The organism is Streptomyces sp. NPDC028991, assembly GCF_055564775.1.
Genome location: NZ_JBVHVP010000001.1, coordinates 15,054 through 33,885, shown reverse-complemented (window position 1 = coordinate 33,885; position 18,832 = coordinate 15,054). Strand labels below are relative to the sequence as shown.

10 protein-coding genes are annotated in these 18,832 nt (G+C 71.8%); 5 read left to right on the top strand and 5 right to left on the bottom strand.

Annotated features, from left to right (window positions below; all coding sequences use genetic code 11):
* Positions 1-40 precede the first annotated feature (40 nt).
* A complete protein-coding gene (locus ACZ4V1_RS00115) occupies positions 41-2,287 on the top strand; it encodes a CDP-glycerol glycerophosphotransferase family protein (protein WP_468327480.1) in 2,247 nt (748 codons plus the stop codon).
* Positions 2,284-3,960, top strand: coding sequence for a glycosyltransferase family 2 protein (locus ACZ4V1_RS00110; protein ID WP_468328868.1), 1,677 nt, complete (start codon positions 2,284-2,286; stop codon positions 3,958-3,960). Before ACZ4V1_RS00115 ends, ACZ4V1_RS00110 begins: the two co-directional genes overlap by 4 nt.
* A gap of 123 nt (positions 3,961-4,083) precedes the next feature.
* Here ACZ4V1_RS00110 and ACZ4V1_RS00105 read toward each other — a convergent pair whose 3' ends face one another.
* The 4 genes from ACZ4V1_RS00105 to ACZ4V1_RS00090 form a co-directional block, all read right to left on the bottom strand.
* Positions 4,084-5,529: a hypothetical protein gene (locus ACZ4V1_RS00105; protein WP_468327478.1), complete on the bottom strand. Its 1,446-nt coding sequence runs from the start codon at positions 5,527-5,529 to the stop codon at positions 4,084-4,086.
* Positions 5,530-5,714: 185 nt separating this feature from the next.
* Positions 5,715-10,655 carry an NAD-glutamate dehydrogenase gene (locus tag ACZ4V1_RS00100; RefSeq protein WP_468327476.1) on the bottom strand — a complete coding sequence of 1,647 codons (4,941 nt, stop codon included), beginning with the start codon at positions 10,653-10,655 and terminating at the stop codon, positions 5,715-5,717.
* Positions 10,656-11,181: 526 nt separating this feature from the next.
* Complete coding sequence (locus ACZ4V1_RS00095; protein ID WP_468327474.1) at positions 11,182-11,853, bottom strand: HAD family hydrolase; 672 nt, start codon at positions 11,851-11,853, stop codon at positions 11,182-11,184.
* Between the two features lie 65 nt (positions 11,854-11,918).
* Entirely contained in the window at positions 11,919-12,434 is a 516-nt protein-coding gene (locus tag ACZ4V1_RS00090; protein ID WP_468327472.1) for a DUF6912 family protein, read from the bottom strand.
* A 329-nt stretch (positions 12,435-12,763) separates the two neighbouring features.
* On the opposite strand from ACZ4V1_RS00090, the gene ACZ4V1_RS00085 reads away from it, so the two are divergent.
* Positions 12,764-13,603, top strand: coding sequence for an Rv3235 family protein (locus ACZ4V1_RS00085; RefSeq protein WP_468327470.1), 840 nt, complete (start codon positions 12,764-12,766; stop codon positions 13,601-13,603).
* A gap of 195 nt (positions 13,604-13,798) precedes the next feature.
* On the opposite strand, the gene secA is transcribed toward ACZ4V1_RS00085, so the two are convergent.
* The gene (secA, locus tag ACZ4V1_RS00080) at positions 13,799-16,645 is read right to left on the bottom strand and encodes a preprotein translocase subunit SecA (RefSeq protein ID WP_468327468.1); all 2,847 of its coding nucleotides are present in this window, start codon (positions 16,643-16,645) and stop codon (positions 13,799-13,801) included.
* 292 nt (positions 16,646-16,937) lie between these two features.
* Between secA and ACZ4V1_RS00075 the strand changes: the two genes are divergently transcribed.
* The gene (locus ACZ4V1_RS00075; RefSeq protein ID WP_468327466.1) at positions 16,938-17,504 is read left to right on the top strand and encodes a GNAT family N-acetyltransferase; all 567 of its coding nucleotides are present in this window, start codon (positions 16,938-16,940) and stop codon (positions 17,502-17,504) included.
* Between the two features lie 125 nt (positions 17,505-17,629).
* Positions 17,630-18,805, top strand: a complete 1,176-nt coding sequence (locus tag ACZ4V1_RS00070; protein ID WP_468327464.1) for a winged helix-turn-helix domain-containing protein — start codon at positions 17,630-17,632, stop codon at positions 18,803-18,805.
* The last annotated feature ends 27 nt before the right edge of the window (positions 18,806-18,832 follow it).

The window sequence follows — 18,832 nt, the reverse complement described above, 5'->3', positions numbered from 1 at the left end:
GGAGTGATCCGGGAGCGACCGAGGCGAAGGAGTCCCCGCGATGGCCGAGACCCTGTCCGAGACGCCCGAACTCAGCGTCGTCGTCCACGGCCCCAACGTCCAGGACCACCTGCCCGCTCTCCTCGACTCCCTGGCCGCCCACCCCCTCACCGGCATCGAGGTCATCGTGGCCGCCGTCGGGGACTGGGCGCGGGAGACCGCCGAGCCGCACACCCCCGCGTTCACCGTGCTGTCCCTGCCGGACGGGGCCGGCGACGCCGCGGCCCGCGCGGCGGGGGCGGCGCGGGCGTCGGGCCGGTGGCTGCACTTCGTCCACGCCAAGGACGGGCTGCCCCCGGGCGCACCGCGCACGGTCGCCGAGCACACCGCGAGCCTCCCCGACTCGGTGGACGTCCTGCTCTTCGACCACGTCCACAGCACCTGGCGAGCCTCCGGCCTGCCCTCCCCGGACGGCCCCCGCCTCGCCCGCGCCGGCCGCGCCGGCCGCGCCGGCCTCGCCCTCGACGACCGCCCGGCACTGCTCGGACTGACCCCGCTGCTCGGCAACCGCGCCGTGCGGGCCGGCTTCTGGCAGGCCCACGAGCGCCTCCTCACCACCGAGGACGAGCCCTTCGCCGCGTACACCGCCCTGCTGCTCGCCGACCGCGTCGCCTGCCTGCCCCACCCGGCGTACGAGGAGCGCCGACTGCGCCCCCAGAGCCTGCCGCCGGTCACGCCGAAGCAGCGCCACGCCCTGGTCGAGCGCTACGAGACACTCCTCGACCTGGCCGCCGGCCGCGCGGCCGTCCATCGCGTCCTGTACGACCTGATGGTCCGCGACTGCCTGCGCACCTTCGCCCGCGCCGGGATGCCGGACGACGTCGCGCGGGCGTTCTTCCACCGGGCGTCCCTGGCCGCCCGGCGCCACCGCCCCGACGGCCACCGGCACCCGGCCGGCCTCGAAGGCGTACGCCGGTCGCTGCTGGAGAAGGACGATTGCGCCGAGTACCGCGCCCTCCAAGCCGCCAACCGCGCGCGCCGCAGGATGCGGTCGGCGGTGCGCACCGGCAGGCACCGGGCCGGGACGCGGCTGCGCACCCTCCAGTACCGTCGGGCACTCGCCGAACCGGTCGACCCGCACCTGGCCGTCTTCTCGGCGTACTGGGCCCGCGGCGTCGCCTGCAACCCGGCCGCCATCGCCGCCAAGCTCGCCGAACTCGCGCCGAGCGTCCACCCGGTGTGGGTGGTCACCGCTCCGGGCGCGGCCCTGCTGCCGCCCGGCACCGACCACGTCGTCCCCGGCACCCGCCGCTACTGGGAGGTGCTGGCGCGCGCCAAGTACCTCGTCAACAACGTCAACTTCCCGGACGCGATCGTCAAACGCCCCGGCACCGTCCACCTCCAGACCCACCACGGCACCCCGCTCAAGCGCATGGGCCTGGACCAGATGCCGTACCCCGCCGCCGCCCGGGGCCTGGACTTCCAGGCCCTGCTGGAGCGCGTCGACAAGTGGGACTACAGCGTCTCGGCCAACAGCCACTCCACCCGCATGTGGCAGCGGGCGTACCCGTCCCGCCACGTCTCCCTCGACCACGGCTATCCGCGCAACGACGTCTACTACACCGCGGGCGCCGCCGAGGTCCGCGCGGTCCGCGATCGCCTCGGCATCGCGCCCGGCCGCCGGGCGATCCTGTACGCCCCCACGCACCGCGACTACGAGGCCGGCTGGACCCCGCGCCTCGACCTCGCCGCCCTCGCCGACCAACTCGGCGAGGAAACGGTCCTGCTGGTGCGCGCCCACTACTTCTACGAGACCGCCGCCTCCCCGTCCTCCCCGCTGACCGGCCTGCGCCGCACCGGCCGGATCATCGACGTCTCCTCCTACGACCCCGTCGAGGAGCTGTGCCTGGCCGCCGACGCGCTGGTCACGGACTACTCGTCGATCATGTTCGACTACGCCAACCTCGACCGCCCGATCGTGATCCACGCCGACGACTGGGAGACGTACCGCACCACCCGGGGCGTCTACTTCGACCTGCCGGCCGAGGCTCCCGGCCCGGTCGCCCGCGACCAGCGGGAGCTGACGGAGATCCTCGGCACGGACGCCTGGCGCGACGAACGCGCGGCGAAGGCGCGGGCCGCCTTCCGGCGCCGGTTCTGCGGGTACGACGACGGCCGCGCCGCCGAACGCGTCGTGCGCCGGGTCTTCCTCGGCGAGGACGAACGAACGCTGCCGCCCGTACTGCCGGTCGAGGAGCGCACCCCGGCCCCGACCCCCGAGGAGGCGACCGCGCCATGGGCCTCATGACCGCGACGAGCACCCCCGACGTCACCGTCACCGTCATCGTCTACAACGACGCCGAACGCCTCCCCCGCGCGGTCGCGTCCGTCCTGCGCCAGACCCACGCGAACATCGAGATCGTCATCAGCGACGACCACTCGACGGACGCGACCGAGGACGTGGCCCGCGGACTCGCGGCCCACGACCCCCGTGTCGTGTACCTCCGCCTGCCCGAGAACAGCGGCGGCTGCAGCGCCCCGCGCAACCGCGCCCTGGAGATCGCCCGGGCGCCGTACCTGATGTTCCTGGACAGCGACGACGAACTCCCCGAACGCGCCGTCGAGGTCCTGCTCGCCGCCCACCGCGAACGCGACATCGACTTCGCGATGGGCGCGGTGCACCGGATACGCGTGGACGGCGGACGCCGTACGACGTGGATGCCGCACCTGGTCGCCGAGCGCCGCACCCTCGACGGCATCGAGGCCGACCCGCGGCTGCTCTTCGAGCACCTGTCGACCAGCAAGATGTACGCCCGCGCCTTCCTCGACCGGCACGACCTGCGTTTCCCCGAGGGCATCCACTACGAGGACCAGCTCTTCTCGGCGCAGGCGTACTGCCTGGCCAAGACGTTCACCGTCGTCCCGGAGCCGGTCTACCGCTGGTACGTCGCCCCGTACGCCGCCTCCGAGGCGGCCTCCATATCCAACCAGCGGCACAAGCTGACCAACGTCCGCGACCGCGTCCACGTGCAGCGTCTCATCGACGCGTTCCTGGCCGAGAGCGGGCACGTGTCGCTGCGGGAGGACAAGGACTTCAAGTTCCTCAAGCACGACTTCCGCATGTACGCCGGTGACCTCCCGTACCGGGACGACGCGTGGCTCGCGTCCTTCGCGGACATCGTGACCCCGTACCTCGACACGCTGACCCCCGGCGCCTACGCCCGCCTCCCCCGCGCCGAACGGGTCGTCCTCCAACTGGTCCGCGACCGCCGCCTGTCCGACATACGCCTCGCGGCCCGCGGCCTCGGCCACGACGTGGCCCCGCGCCGGACCACGCCGGACCCGGCGGACGGCCGCACCTACTGGGGCGAGGGGGTCCCGCACTCCGGACAGGCCCGCCGCGAACTGGACCTGACGGACCTGGACCTGGACACCCGCCCCTTCTTCACCGCCCAGCTCCGCCACGAGATCACGGAGATCGAACGAGGCCCCGGCGCGTCGATCGGCCTCACCGTCCGCACCTACGACCCCGCCCTGCGCCTGCCGGTCGGCCCTCAGCGCGCCACCCTCCACCTCTCCCCCGGCCGCCGCCGCCTCACGGTCCCCTTCCGCCTCTGCCCCGTCCGCCCCGGCGTCTTCGAGGGCCACGTACGCCTGGACCTGGCGTCGGCCCGCCTCCCCCTCCAGGGCTTCGAAGGCATCCGTCACCCCGTACTCCGCATCCGCCACCAGGGCCAGGCCCACACGGGCCTCCTCCTGGCCCCTCTGTCCTTCCCACCCCTGACCGCCCGCGTCCCCTACTACGCCGGCGCCCTCCCCCACCGGGTCACGGCGGAACCGGAGGGCCACAACCCCGGCCGCCTCCAGATCCGCTGGCAGCCGGTGGGCAGCACGGCGACACTGATCCGCCCGGCGGCGCGCCGCCTGGCCACACCCCGGGTGAAACGCACGGCCCGCCTGGCAGCGAGCCTCCTACGCTGACGTGCTCGGGGTACCACCCCCCTCCGGGGAGGCCGAGGCCTCCCGCCACGCCGGGCCGCGCACCCACCGCCGCCGCGCCCCGACGCCGGGCGACCACGAAACCCACCCTCGGCACACTCCCGCTCACGACACCACCGCATACAACACCTCACCGCCCGGCCCCCGAGCCACCACCCTCAATCCCTCAACCCCCCGAAGCCGATCCCCCCGGTCCACCACCCACCGCACCCCGTACTCCCGCACGGTCCCCCACCGCACACTCCGCGCCGCCCCCTGCGCGAAGAACGCCCGCACCGCCGCCACCCGATCCTCCTCGTCCGGCAGAAAGAAGTCGGGATACCCGGGAGCCACGGTGTACGCCCCGTACGCCGGAATCTGCCGCGCCGGAAACTTCCTCGCCATGACCACGTCCCCGTACCGCACCCACGGGGTGATCCAGTGGTACCCGTCCCACGGCTCCCGGTACGTCTCCTCGACCACCCCCGGCAACACCCCCCGTTCGACCACGTACCCGAGCGTCCCCGCCTGCCCCCACGCCCCCACCACCAGCGCCGCGCCCAGTACGCACCCCCATCCGGCCCGGACCGTCCGCCGCCCGGCCTCCACCGCCTCCAGCGCCACCGCGAGCTGCGCCGGAATCAGCGCGGCGGGCAGCACCCGCCCCCACGACCAGTGCCCGCTCACCCCACCCGCCAGGAAAACCGCCGCACCGAGCAGGAAGAACAACACCAGTACGTCCCGCCGGTCGCGCCACCACCGCACGCCCAGCGCCGCCACACCCACCAGCACCAGCCAGTACCGCCCGAACAGGTCCCGGTACAGCGACCGGTGCACCGCGTCCATCCCGTCCCCCGCTCCGAGCAGCGCGAAGAAGTCGTAGTACGGCCAGGCCCACAGCACCACCGCCCCGAGCGCCAGCCCCGCCCCCAGCCGCGCCCACACCCCCCACCCGGCCCGCGCCGCGCACACGACGGCGAGCGCGCCCAACGACGCGACGACGCCCGAGAACTGATGGACGAGCAGGATCACCGCCCACAGCAGCCCGCACCCGAGCCAGACCCCCCACCCGGTCGGCCGCGACAGCCACGCCCACAGATGGAACGCGAGCCCGAGCGCGCACACGCTCGGATACGCCACCGTCAGCGCGAGCGAGTGGAGCCCGAGAAAGCCGCTCCAGCCGAACTGCTCCGTGCCCCACAGCAGCGTCAGGCACAGCAGCGCGAGCGGAGGCGCCGCCGGGCGCGCGCTCAGCACCCGCACGTACCGCCACACCCCCGTCGCCAGCACCCCGAGCGCCGCCAGCGCGCCGAGCCGCAGCACGACGAAGGTGGAGAACCCGGTCGCCTTGGCCACGCAGCCGAGCAGCACCGTCCACGGCGAGTAGTACGGGCTCGGCGTGTCCGCATCGACCAGCGGGTTGCCGGGGTCGAGGAGGCTGTGCCGCAGGCGTTCGACGGTGGCCGCGTGTATGCCCAGGTCACCGGCCCAGGGCAGCCGGACGACGACCAGGAGCAGCAGCAGGAGGAGGACGAGCGCGGCGACGCGTGTCGTCCAGAGACGCCCAGTCACGCGGTCACCCTATACGGGACATTCGGGCAACCCGGACATAAAGGCGCCCCGGGCTTTCGCAGCCCGGGGCACCTCACACGGCCACACCGTCAGGGCGACACGGCGACACGGCGTCACGCCGTCAGGGCGACACGGCGTCACGGCGTCACGGCGTCACTCGGTCGCTCCGGCACTCGGTCACGCCGTCACGAATGCAAGCGCAGCAGCGTCCGCATCGTCCGCATCGCCACCGACAGGTTGGACAGGTCGAAGGCCTCCGAGTTGTGGATCTCCTCCAGCGTGGTGCGGGCCCGGCCGAGGATCGCCGCGTTCTTCTGCTCCCACGCCTTGAAGCGCTGCTCGGGCGTCGACGTGCCGTTGCCCGCCGCCAGGACGTCGGCGGTGAGCGAGGCGTGCGCCGCGTACAGGTCCTCGCGGATCGCCGCGCGGGCCATGGACTGCCAGCGGTCGGTGCGGGGCAGGTCGCTGATCCGGTCCATGAGCTGGGTGACGCTCAACCGGTCGGCGAGGTCGTAGTACACCTCGGCGACGTCCAGCGGCTCCTTGCCCATGCGGTCGGCCACCAGCACGATGTCCAGCGTCGGGAAGGCCGAGGAGAACCCGGCCACCCGCGTGGCCGGCTCGTCCGGGACACCGGCGGCGGTCAGCTCGTCGTAGATGTGCTGGTACCACTCCGCGTCCGCGCCGCGCAGCAGCTTCGGCAGCTGCGACCAGACCTGCTCGACGCGCTCGGCGAAGAACTCCACCGTCTCGGCGAGCTCCAGCGGCTGCGGCCGGTTGTTGAGCAGCCAGCGCGTGCCGCGCTCGACCAGGCGGCGCGAGTGCAGCCGGATGCGGGTCTGCACGGCGGCCTCGACCCTGGTGTCCAGAGCCTCCACCGCGTCCCACACCCGGGAGGAGCCGAAGATCGCCCGGGCCGCGGTCTGCGCCCGCACGATCTCCTCCAGCGACGCACCGGTCTCCTCGCGCATCCGGTGCAGATACGTCGTACCGCCCGTGTTGACCGTGTCGTTGACCAGGACGGTCGTCGTGATCTCGCGGCGCAGCGGGTGGCCGTCGATCCGGTCGGGGAACTGCTCGCGCAGCGCCGTCGGGAAGTACGCGTGCAGCAGGCCCCTGAGGTACGGGTCGTCGGGCAGCGAGGTGTGCAGCAGCTCCTCGGCGACCGTGATCTTCGTGTACGCCATGAGCACGGCCGTCTCCGGACCGGTCAGGCCCTGTCCGGTGCCGAGACGCTCGCGGATCTGGCGGTCGGTGGGCAGGAACTCCAGGGCTCGGTTGAGGTGTCCCTCCCTGACCAGGTGGCGCATGAAGCGCTGCTGGGCGTGGAGCATGTCCTTGGACTGGGCCAGTGCGTTGGCGATCGCCGTGTTCTGCGCGTAGTTGTTGCGCAGGACCAGCGCGCCGACCTCGTCCGTCATCTCGGCGAGCAGCTTGTTGCGCTGCTTGACGGTCATGTCGCCGTCCTTGACGAGACCGTTGAGCAGGATCTTGATGTTCACCTCGTGGTCGGAGGTGTCCACGCCCGCGCTGTTGTCGATGGCGTCGGTGTTGATCCGGCCGCCGTGCAGCGCGAACTCGATCCGGCCGAGCTGGGTCAGGCCCAGGTTGCCGCCCTCGCCGACGACCTGCACCCGCAGGTCCTTGCCGTCGACGCGGATGGCGTCGTTGGCCTTGTCGCCGACGTCGCCGTTGGACTCGGTGGACGCCTTGACGTACGTACCGATGCCGCCGTTCCACAGCAGGTCCACCGGCGCCGCGAGGATCGCCTTCATCAGCTCGGCCGGCGTCATCTTGGTGATGCCGGACTCGATGCCGAGTGCCTCGCGGATGTGCGCGTTGACCGGGATGGACTTGGCCGTGCGCGGGAAGACGCCGCCGCCGGCCGAGATCAGCTCGGTGTCGTACTCCTCCCACGACGAGCGCGGCAGCTCGAACAGGCGCCGGCGCTCGGCGTACGAGGTGGCCGCGTCCGGGGCCGGGTCGAGGAAGATGTGCCGGTGGTCGAAGGCGGCGACCAGGCGGATGTGCTCGCTGAGCAGCATGCCGTTGCCGAACACGTCGCCGGACATGTCGCCGACGCCGACGACGGTGAAGTCCTGGGTCTGGGTGTCCACGCCCAGCTCCCGGAAGTGCCGCTTGACGGATTCCCAGGCGCCGCGGGCGGTGATTCCCATGCCCTTGTGGTCGTAGCCCGCCGAGCCGCCGGAGGCGAAGGCGTCGCCGAGCCAGAAGTTGTAGGACTCGGCGACCTCGTTGGCGATGTCCGAGAACTTCGCGGTGCCCTTGTCGGCGGCGACGACGAGGTAGGTGTCGTCCTCGTCGTGCCGGACGACGTCCGCCGGGTGCACGACCTCGCCGGCCACCATGTTGTCGGTGATGTCGAGCAGCGCCGAGATGAAGGTCCGGTAGCTGGCGATGCCCTCGGCCATCCAGGCGTCGCGGTCGACGCCCGGGTCGGGCAGCTGCTTGGCGACGAAGCCGCCCTTGGCGCCGACCGGCACGATGACGGTGTTCTTCACCATCTGCGCCTTGACCAGGCCGAGGATCTCGGTGCGGAAGTCCTCCCGGCGGTCCGACCAGCGCAGACCACCGCGCGCGACCTTGCCGAAGCGCAGGTGCACACCCTCGACGCGCGGCGAGTACACCCAGATCTCGAAAGCCGGGCGCGGGGCGGGCAGGTCGGGGATGGCCTGCGGGTCGAACTTCATGGAGACGTAGTCGTGCGGCTTGCCGTCGCTCGTCTTCTGGAAGAAGTTCGTCCGCAGCGTCGCCTTGATCACGGTGAGGAAGGACCGCAGGATGCGGTCCTCGTCGAGGCTCGCGACCTGGTCGAGGGCCGCGTCGACTTCCTCGAGCAGGGCGTCGACGATCTCCCGCCCGGCGCGCTGGCGCTCGGGGGCCATCCGCGCCTCGAACAGCGAGACGAGCAGCCGCGTGGTGTGGACGTTGTTGCGGAGGGTGTCCTCCATGTAGTCCTGGCTGAACGTCGAGCCGGCCTGCCGCAGGTACTTCGCGTACGCGCGCAGCACCATCGCCTGCCGCCAGGTCAGCCCGGCGCTGAGCACGAGGGCGTTGAAGCCGTCGTTCTCCGCCTGGCCGGTCCAGGTGGCGGCGAAGGCGTCCTGGACGCGCTCGCGCGCGTCGTCGCCGAGGTAGTCGGCGCCGCCCGCCACCGACTTGGGCATGCGCAGCCCGAAGTCGTAGATCCAGGCGGCCGTGCGGTCGGAGCAGCGCAGTTCGTACGGGCGCTCGTCGGTGACCTCGACGCCGAGGCGGCTGAGCACCGGCAGGACGGCCGACAGGGAGACCTGGCCGCCCTTCTGGTAGATCTTGAAGCGCCGCTCCTCGGGCGCGGCGCCGACCGGCTCGTACAGGCTCAGCGCGAACGTCCGGTCCTCGTCGAGCCGTTCCAGGTGACCGAGGTCGGCGACCGCGGAGCGCGGTCCGTGGTCGGCCTTGTAGCCCTCGGGGAAGGCACTGCCGTAGCGGCGCATCAGCTCCGCGGACCGCTCCTCGCCGACCTCGGCGGTCAGCGCCTCGGCGAACCCGTCGGCCCAGGAACGGGCGGCCTCGACGAGGCGGGCCTCGATGCGATCCTTGTCGGCGTCGGACAGCTGCGGCAGTTCGGTGCCCTGCGGGACGCGGACCACGAAGTGCAGCCGGGACAGGATCGACTCGGTGTTCCAGGCCGTGAAGTCGACGCTGGTGCCGCCGAGCTCCTCCTTGAGGATGTCGATGATCCGCAGCCGGACACCGGTGGTGTAGCGGTCCCGGGGGAGGTAGACGAGGGCCGAGTAGTAGCGCCCGTACTCGTCCTGCCGCAGGTAGAGCCGGAGACGGCGCCGCTCCTGGAGGTAGAGCACGGAGGTGACGATGGCCTGCAGCTCGTCCGGCGGGGTCTGGAACAGCTCGTCGCGCGGGTACGTCTCCAGGATCTGCAGCAGGTCCCGCCCGTCGTGGCTGTGGGGCGAGAAACCGGCCCGCTCCAGCACCTCCTCCACCTTGCGCCGGATGACCGGGACCCGGCGGACGGACTCGGTGTAGGCGGCGGAGGAGAACAGGCCGAGGAAGCGGCGCTCGCCGACCACGTTGCCGTTCTCGTCGAACTTCTTGACGCCGATGTAGTCCAGGTACGACGGCCGGTGCACGGTGGCCCGGCTGTTGGCCTTGGTCAGCACCAGCAGCCGGTGCTCGCGGGCCTTGGCCCGGGCGTCGGCGGGCAGCCGCTCGAAGGACGGGCTGACGGGGTGGCTCTCGTCGGCCGCGTGGTGCGGGTCGGAGCGCAGGATGCCGAGGCCGGTGCCGGCGACGGCGGCGAGGGAGTCGTCACCGCGCAGCTCGTACTCGCGGTAGCCGAGGAAGGTGAAGTGGTCGTCGGCCAGCCAGCGCAGCAGCTCGCGGGCCTCCTCCAGCTCCCGCGGGGGAAGGTCGTCGGGGGCGGGCTCCGCGGGCAGCCGCTCGGCGATGCGGACGGCGGCGTCCCGCATCTTGCCCCAGTCCTCGACGGTCTCACGGACGTCGTTCAGGACCCGCAGCAGGTCGGCGGTGATCTGCTTCAGGTCGCCGCGGTCGGTCTCGCGGTCGATCTCGACGTGGATCCAGGACTCGATGTGCGCGTCGTGCGGCAGGTCGTCGGAGGGGCCGCCGGTGAGCACCTCGACGAGCTTCCCGGTGACGTCGCGCCGCACCACGATCAGCGGGTGGACGACGACGTGGATGCCGCGGCCCTGCCGGGTCAGTTCGTTGGTGACGGAGTCGACGAGGAAGGGCATGTCGTCCGTGACCACCTCGACGACGGAGTGGCTGCACGTCCAGCCGTTCTCCTCGACCGTCGGGGTGTGCACCCGCACGTTCGCCGTGCCCTGCGGGCGGTTCTCGGCCAGCCGGTAGTGCGAGACGGCGGCTCCGAAGACGTCGACCGGGTCGCGGTCGGCCAGGTCCTCCGGGGCGGTGTGCCGGTAGTAGCGCCGGAGAAACGCGAACACGGACGCGTGGTCCGGGGTGCCCGGCGCGCCCTCGTCCGTCGTCCCAGTCGGTAGGTGCCCCCCGACCGGGCTGTTCTCAGCTACCCGCGCAGCCCTTTCGAGCAGCTCGGCCTTGGCTTCGTCCAGCTTGGTCTGCATTGTCCTCTGACTCCTGTCGCGCGCCGTTGCGTGACGTAGAAGGAAGTACGGTCTCCTGCCTTCCGGCATGACGTCGAGACGCGGGGTGTCCGGTCTGTTCCGACGCTATGCCGCAAGGTGAGAGGAGCGGGGGCATATCAGCCAATGTCGCCGCGCTCGCCGGGTGTGACGTCGCTCTCGCTGTCACCGTCCGGGGAGTGTGCGGCGTCGTACCGGGGGCCTTCGATGCCCCGTCCCGCCCGCGAAGACCAGCGACCGCCGCCCGGACACGGATGTCGTCCGTGCGTACCGGGCGCAGAGCGGGGGCGCCGGTGCCCCCGCGAGCTATCGCGCTGATCACGCCACAAGGCTATCGCTCCTTGCGGGGCCCCCGTCACGAGCCGCATGTGTACAAAACCAAGGCCCGAACTTGGACGTTCTGCACAGCTGCGGCTCAGTGTGCGAGCAGCGGTCGTCCGCCGCCCGGCGCCGGGCACCACGCAGCGTCCACCGCGGCCACCGGCTCGACCGGCGGCACCCGCACCGCTCACGCGGCCAACCGCTCCGCCTCCGCCACGGCCTCCCCCAACGTGTCCACCACCGGCACTCCGGCCCCCTCCAGACTGGCCCGGCTGTGCGATCCCCCGGTGTACAGCACCGCTCCGGCCCCCACGTGCCGTGCGGCCACCGCGTCATCCGCCGCGTCCCCGATGACCACCGTACGAGCGGGCTCCACCCCGGCCAGCACCAGCTCCGCGAGATGCCGCACCATGTGCTCGGCCTTACTGCCCCCGGAGGGACCGGTCCGCCCGTCGACGCGTATGAAGTGCGTCTCGATCCCGAACCCCTTGACCAGCGGAACCAGCTCGTCATGGCCGTACATGCTCAGAATCGACTGACTGCGCCCCGCCGACCGCCAGCCGGTGAGCAGCTCCGCCACGCCCTCGGTGAGCCCGCACCGCACCCGGTGCTCGGTGTAGTGGCGGTGGAAGGTCGCGTCCATGACCTCCCACTCGGTGTCGGTGGGCAGCCGGCCCATCAGCCGCTCGTAGAACTTCGGCACCGGCACGCAGTACAGCGCCCGGTACTGCTCCAGCGTGATCGAGGCCAGTCCCAGCTCGGCGAACGCGGCGTTCGTCGCCCCGATGATCGCGTCGTTGTCGTGGAACAGCGTCCCGTTCCAGTCCCAGACGATGTGCGCCCCTGTCTGCATCCCCATGCCCAAAAACGTACCCGCCGCCACTGACAATCAAGACGGGGCCACGACGGCCGGCCGGCGGAGCGTCAGCGGCCGGGCTCCACCAGGCTCGGGATCTCCTGGGTCGCGTACCACAGCAGTTCGTGGTCCTCGGCCCCGTCCACGACGAACCGGGCGTCGTCGTCCCCGCCGTCCGCCGCCGCGAGGGCCTCGGCCGCGGCGGCCACGTCCGCCTCCGCGTCGGCGGAGTCGACGTGCACCGCGGCGGCCTTGGCGAGCCGCAGGGGCCCGGCGAGCCGGACCTCGCCCGGCGCAGCAGGAACGAGCCCCCGGTCCGGGTCGGCCGAGGCCGCTCCGTCGGCCACGTCGGCGGCGACCACGACCCGGCGCCGCGTCGCACCGGCGTCGGCCGCCAGCAGCCGCAGCGAGGCCAGCGCGGCCCGGTTCAGGGCCGCGTACTCGAGCTCCTCGATGTCGTCCGAGACGTACCACTCGCGCAGCGCCGGTGTGACGGCGTAGGCGACGAGCGGTCCGGTCCCCAGTTCTCCCGTGCTGTGCGCCTCGGCGAGGCCCGAGAGGGTCAGGGGGACGTAGACGCGCATGAGACTGCCGCTTTCGTGGTCGGGAGCGCCACCGAAGGCCCGAGACGGCCGGGGATGGTCCGGAGAGCCTTCAGGATACGTGCGGGGGTCCCCTTTCGGGTCCCCGCCCATGACGCCCGTCGCGTCCACCCCCGGCCCGGAATTCACCCGGTGCAGCCGCTCCGGCCCGGGCCTTCCGACCACCCTGGTCACTCTGATGGGTGGACCTTCCGACCCCCTCGGCCCGGCCGCCGTCCTCCTTGCCGTGCCGCCTCGCCACCCCGTACCAAGATCCTCGACCGCGAAGTTACTGCCCGGTATCACCCGGGCCGCCGAACGGGGAGCCCCCAATGCGCAAGGTCATGACCCGGACCCAGGTCCGCCCGAGCGACACGCCCCTCCGCACGCCGGAAGGCTCGCTCACCCCCGCTCCGTCCCGTGGGCCCGGTGGCGATCCCTCGCCCCGGCCGCCCGGCGCAGCGCCTCTGCACACCCCCGCCGACGCCCCGGCCCACGCGGCCGGCGGCGTGCCGCCCCGCAGGCCCGGTGGAAGCGCCGTGCGGGCCGCGGCGTCCGGTGGCCGCCCGCCGGGCTCTCCGGGCAGCAGGTCCCCGCGAGCCCGCACCAGGCCGGCGGACACCCGCCCGCCCACCGCAGGACCGGGCAGGGCCACCAGGACGCCCCCGCGCCCGACAGCGGGCGTTCCCCTCACCGGTCCCGTCGCCCCGGCCGTACCCGAGGCCGTCGCCCCCGCCGTACCCGGTCCCGTCGCCCCCGCAGCGCCCGGGGCCGTCCCGGCCCCGGCAGCGCCTCCCGTCCCCGCCCAGACCCCTCGCCGCCCCGTCCCGCAGCTCCGCCCGACCGACCGCTTCGCCGAGCTCCTCCTCAACGTGCTCAGCGGTCGGCGCCCCGTCCACTCGATGCTCCGCCACACCGTCGGCCGCGCCTACGACGAACTGACCCACCTCGCCGAACGCGGCCCCCTGCGCACGCGCGGCACCTCCCCCGTCATCCGCGACATCGGCTACTTCGAGCCCCGGCCGGGTGCCCTGGAGGTCTTCGCCCGGATCGGCGCAGGTGACCAGCTGCGGGCCATGGCCTTCCGGCTGGAGCAGGGCCGCGACCTGCGCTGGCGCTGCACGGCGGTGGAGCTGGGCGGCCGCCGCCGGCCGCACACGGACGACGACTGAAACCGCCGCCGCCGACGGAGACTGGCACCGGCGACGACCGGCGACGACCACCGGGGGTGCGGGGACAGCGAGGACAGCGGGGACAGCGAGGACAGCGGGGACAGCGGGGACAGCCGAAGGGCCGGGCACCCGGAGGTGGCCGGCCCTTCCCGCCGATACGGCGCCCGCAGGCACCGCACCGTCACGCCCGCGCTGTCACTTCTTACGGCGCCGTCCGCCCTTGGCCTGCTTGCGGCGCTCCGCGCGCGTGAGCCCGTCGGACTGGGGCTGCGCGGGCTCGTCGTCGGTGGTGAAGTCGCCCTCGACGACGCCGCCCTCGCCGTCCACGGTCGGCGCGGAGAAGTGCAGACCCCGGCGCTGCGGGGCGTCGAGCCCCTTGGCGCGGATCTCCGGACGGGCGCCGGCCTGGGCCGGGACCGCGTCCTGCGCGCCCTTCTCCAGCGACGGCGCCGTGTCCTCGACCGGAACCTCCTCGACCTGCTGCTCGACCTGGACCTCCAGGTTGAACAGGTAGCCGACGGACTCCTCCTTGATGCCCTCCATCATGGCCTGGAACATGTCGAAGCCCTCGCGCTGGTACTCGACCAGCGGGTCCTTCTGCGCCATCGCGCGCAGGCCGATGCCCTCCTGGAGGTAGTCCATCTCGTAGAGGTGCTCGCGCCACTTGCGGTCCAGGACCGAGAGCACGACCCGGCGCTCCAGCTCACGCATGATCTCGGAGCCGAGCTGCGTCTCACGCGCCTCGTACTGCTCCTGGATGTCGTCCTTGATGGACTCGCCGATGTAGTCGGCGGTGAGACCGGCCCGGTCACCGGCCGCCTCTTCCAGCTCCTCGACGGTGACCTTCACCGGGTAGAGCTGCTTGAAGGCACCCCAGAGGCGGTCGAGGTCCCAGTCCTCCGGGAAGCCCTCGGCGGTCTCGGCCTGCACGTACGCGTCGATCGTGTCGTTCATGAAGTGCTGGATCTGCTCCTGCAGGTCCTCGCCCTCCAGAACGCGGCGCCGCTCGCCGTAGATGACCTCGCGCTGCCGGTTGAGGACCTCGTCGTACTTCAGGACGTTCTTACGGGTCTCGAAGTTCTGCGTCTCGACCTGCGACTGGGCGGACGCGATCGCGCGCGTGACCATCTTGTTCTCGATCGGCACGTCGTCCGGGACGTTCGCCATCGACATCACGCGCTCGACCATCTGGGCCTTGAACAGCCGCATCAGGTCGTCGCCCAGGGAGAGGTAGAAACGGGACTCGCCGGGGTCGCCCTGACGGCCGGAACGACCACGCAGCTGGTTGTCGATACGCCGCGACTCGTGCCGCTCGGTGCCCAGCACGTAGAGGCCGCCGAGTTCCTTGACCTCCTCGAACTCCGCCTTGACCGCCTGCTCGGCACGCTCGAGGGCGGCGGGCAGGGCCGCGGCCCACTCCTCGATGTGCTCCTCGGGGTCGAGACCGCGCTGACGCAGCTCCGCCTCGGCGAGGTCCTCGGGGTTGCCGCCGAGCTTAATGTCCGTACCACGGCCGGCCATGTTCGTGGCGACCGTCACGGAGCCCTTGCGGCCCGCCTGGGCGACGATCGTCGCCTCACGGTCGTGCTGCTTGGCGTTCAGCACCTCGTGCTGGACGCCGCGCTTGCTGAGCTGCTGCGAGAGGTACTCGGACTTCTCGACCGAGGTGGTGCCGACGAGGATCGGCTGGCCCTTGCCGTGCTTCTCCTCGATGTCGTCGACGACCGCCTCGAACTTCGCTACCTCGGTGCGGTAGATCAGGTCCGACTGGTCCTTGCGGATCATCGGCCGGTTGGTCGGGATGGGCACCACGCCGAGCTTGTAGATCTGGTGGAACTCGGCGGCCTCGGTCATCGCCGTACCGGTCATTCCGGACAGGCCGGGCTGTTCCTTGCCGTTGTGGTCGTGGCGCTTGTAGAGGCGGAAGAAGTTCTGGAGGGTGATCGTGGCGAGGGTCTGGTTCTCATCCTTGATGTCCACCCCTTCCTTCGCCTCGATCGCCTGGTGCATGCCCTCGTTGTAACGGCGCCCGGCGAGGATACGGCCGGTGTGCTCGTCGACGATCATGACTTCGCCGTCGATGACGACGTAGTCCTTGTCCTTCTTGAAGAGTTCCTTGGCCTTGATGGCGTTGTTCAGGTAGCCGACCAGCGGGGTGTTCACCGACTCGTAGAGGTTGTCGATGCCCAGCCAGTCCTCGACCTTGGCGACACCCGACTCGTGGATGGCGACGGTGCGCTTCTTCTCGTCGACCTCGTAGTCGCCGGTCTCCTCGATGCCCTTGAGGGTGTTGCCGGCCTCGCCCTTCTTCAGGCGCGTGACCAGCTTGGCGAAATCGCCGTACCACTTGGTGGCCTGGTCGGCGGGGCCGGAGATGATCAGTGGCGTGCGGGCCTCGTCGACGAGGATGGAGTCGACCTCGTCGACGATGGCGAAGTTGTGTCCGCGCTGGACGAGTTCGTCCTTGGACCACGCCATGTTGTCGCGCAGGTAGTCGAAGCCGAACTCGTTGTTCGTGCCGTAGGTGATGTCGCAGCCGTACATCTCGCGGCGCTGGGCCGGCGTCTGGTTGGCGAGGATGCAGCCGACGCTCAGACCGAGGAACTTGTGGACGCGGCCCATCATCTCGGAGTCGCGCTCGGCCAGGTAGTCGTTGACCGTGACGATGTGCACGCCCTCGCCGGACAGGGCGTTGAGGTAGGCGGGCAGCGTGCCGACGAGGGTCTTGCCCTCGCCGGTCTTCATCTCCGCCACGTAGCCCATGTGCAGGGCCGCGCCGCCCATCATCTGCACGTCGTAGTGCCGCTGTCCCAGGACGCGCTTGGCGGCCTCCCGGACGGTGGCAAAGGCTTCGGGAAGCAGGTCGTCCAGGCTCTCACCATCGGCGTAGCGCTGCTTGTACTCATCGGTGAGGGCCCGCAGCTCGGCGTCGGAGAGGTCGACGAAGTCCTCTTCGATGGAGTTGACCTGGTCCGCGATGCGGTGCAGCTTGCGCAGGATCTTGCCTTCGCCTGCACGCATGATCTTCGAGAGGACGGACACGGGGGTTGGTCTCCTTGCCGGTCGGGCCTGGGACGGTCGTTTTCCTGTGACGTACTGAGCAACGGCCATCGTATGCGAGGACCCCGCCGCCCCGGGAGCCCGCTGTAACGGGGACCGTGTGCTCCTTCATCCAGCTTCCGGTCACCCGGTTTCCGATCCGCTGTCATCGGGTTCAACGTCCGGGCACCGCGGATGGTGCCGTACCCGTCGGCGAATTGCGCGAAAAGTGACCGTCTGTTCACGCACGGCAAAAAGATGGCGTCCGCCGCGGCCCGCCGCGCAGAATCGGGCGATGGAACCCGTCACGCTCACCACCGACCGTCTCGTCCTGCGCGCGGTCGGACCCCAGGACACCGAGGCCGTGTACGCCGCCGCACGGGATCCCGACATCCAGCGCTGGACCACGATCCCCTCGCCCTACCTCCACGAGCACGCGCGGAGCTTCACGGAGCAGACGGTCCCCGACGGGTGGGCGAACGCCTCGATGTTCACCTTCGGCCTCTTCCTCCCCACCGGGGACCTGGTGGGGATGCTCGGCATCACGATGATCTCCCTGGGCGTCGGCGAGATCGGCTTCTGGGGCGCCAAGGAACACCGCGGCCACGGCTACGTCACCGAGGCCGCCCTCGCCGCGTCCCGCTGGGCCTTCACCGACCGGGCGATCGACCGCCTGGAATGGCGCGCCGAGGTCGGCAACACGGCCTCCCGCGCGGTGGCCCAGCGCGCGGGTTTCACCATGGAGGGCACGTTGCGCTCCGCGATCAACAACAAGGGCGTACGCCGCGACTCCTGGATCGGCTCCCTCCTCCCCTCGGACCTCTCCCTCCCGTCGACGTCCCCGTACTTGCCGACGCCGTAGCCACGCCCACACGGCTGCAAGCAGTCACCCGGCACAGCTACAGGCCGCCGTGCCGCACCCCCGCACACCGCACACCGCGACAACCCCACCCCCGCTGTCAGACCCACCCCCTATCGTGCGGATGTATGACGACCCTCCCGCCCCCCACCACGGAACTGTCCGCGCACGAGGCCCGTCGCCTCGCCCTCCGCGCACAGGGATTCCTCGGCGCCCCCGACCGCCGCGCAGGCGTCCGCGGTGTCCTCCGTCACCTGGGCGCGGTACAGCTCGACACCATCTCGGTCCTCGCCCGCTCCCACGAACTCATCCCGTACGCACGCCTGGGCCCGGTGGGCCGCAAGACGGTCGAGACCGCGTACTGGCAGGACACGCACGCCTTCGAGTACTGGTCCCACGCCGCCTGCATCCTCCCCATCGAGGAGTGGCCGCACTTCGCCTTCCGCCGCCGCGCCTACCGCGACCGCCCGCACTGGCACCACCACCTCCCCGACGGCGCCTACGACCAGGTCGTCAAGCAGCTCCGTACCGAGGGTCCGCTCACCGCGACGGACCTGGGGGGCGCGAAGAGGACCAGCGAGTGGTGGGACTGGTCGGGCACGAAGGTCGCGGTGGAGCGTGCGCTGATGTACGGCGAGGTGGTGTGCGTCGAGCGCCGCGGCTGGAAGCGGGTGTACGACCTGGCCGAGCGCGCGGTCCCGGCCGCGCTGCTGCACGACGAGCTGGACGACGCCGAGTGCCTGCGCCGCCTGGTCCGCCTGGCCGGTCAGTCCCTGGGTGTCGGCACGCGGGCGGACATCGCGGACTACCACCGTCTCAAGGGTGAGCAGGTCGACGCCGTGATCGCCGACTCGGGCCTGGTCCCGGTCACCGTGGAGGGCTGGGGCAGGCAGGCCTGGGCGGACCCCGCGGCCCTGGAGAGGCCTCCGCGCGGCCGCCACCGCACGACGCTGCTCTCGCCCTTCGACTCCTTGATCTGGGACCGCGCGCGCACGGAACGGATCTTCGGCTTCACCCACCGCCTGGAGGCGTACGTGCCCAAGCAGAAGAGGGTGCACGGCTACTTCGCGATGCCCGTCCTGGCCGGCGGCCGGCTCGTCGGCCGCGTGGACCCCGCGCGCGAGGGACGCACTCTGGTCGCCCGACAGGTCACGCTGGACGGTCCCAAGGCCGCCCCGGCAGTCGCCCAGGCCCTGGTCGAGGCGGCGGGCTGGGTGGACTGCACGGATGTACGCGTGGAGCGGGTCGAGTCGCCGGACCTGCGCGAGCACCTCACGAGAGAGCTGGCCCGCCTGCTCGCCTGACCCGCGTCAGCCGTCCGCCGTCGGACA

What these genes read in the sequence shown, in the direction of transcription:
- ACZ4V1_RS00115 (WP_468327480.1), top strand. Translation starts at nt 41, where the DNA reads ATGGCCGAGACCCTGTCCGAGACGCCCGAACTCAGCGTCGTCGTCCAC.
- ACZ4V1_RS00095 (WP_468327474.1), bottom strand. Translation starts at nt 11,853, where the DNA reads ATGGGGATGCAGACAGGGGCGCACATCGTCTGGGACTGGAACGGGACG.
- ACZ4V1_RS00075 (WP_468327466.1), top strand. Translation starts at nt 16,938, where the DNA reads ATGGAACCCGTCACGCTCACCACCGACCGTCTCGTCCTGCGCGCGGTC.
- ACZ4V1_RS00070 (WP_468327464.1), top strand. Translation starts at nt 17,630, where the DNA reads ATGACGACCCTCCCGCCCCCCACCACGGAACTGTCCGCGCACGAGGCC.
- ACZ4V1_RS00085 (WP_468327470.1), top strand. Translation starts at nt 12,764, where the DNA reads ATGCGCAAGGTCATGACCCGGACCCAGGTCCGCCCGAGCGACACGCCC.
- ACZ4V1_RS00090 (WP_468327472.1), bottom strand. Translation starts at nt 12,434, where the DNA reads ATGCGCGTCTACGTCCCCCTGACCCTCTCGGGCCTCGCCGAGGCGCAC.
- ACZ4V1_RS00110 (WP_468328868.1), top strand. Translation starts at nt 2,284, where the DNA reads ATGACCGCGACGAGCACCCCCGACGTCACCGTCACCGTCATCGTCTAC.
- ACZ4V1_RS00100 (WP_468327476.1), bottom strand. Translation starts at nt 10,655, where the DNA reads ATGCAGACCAAGCTGGACGAAGCCAAGGCCGAGCTGCTCGAAAGGGCT.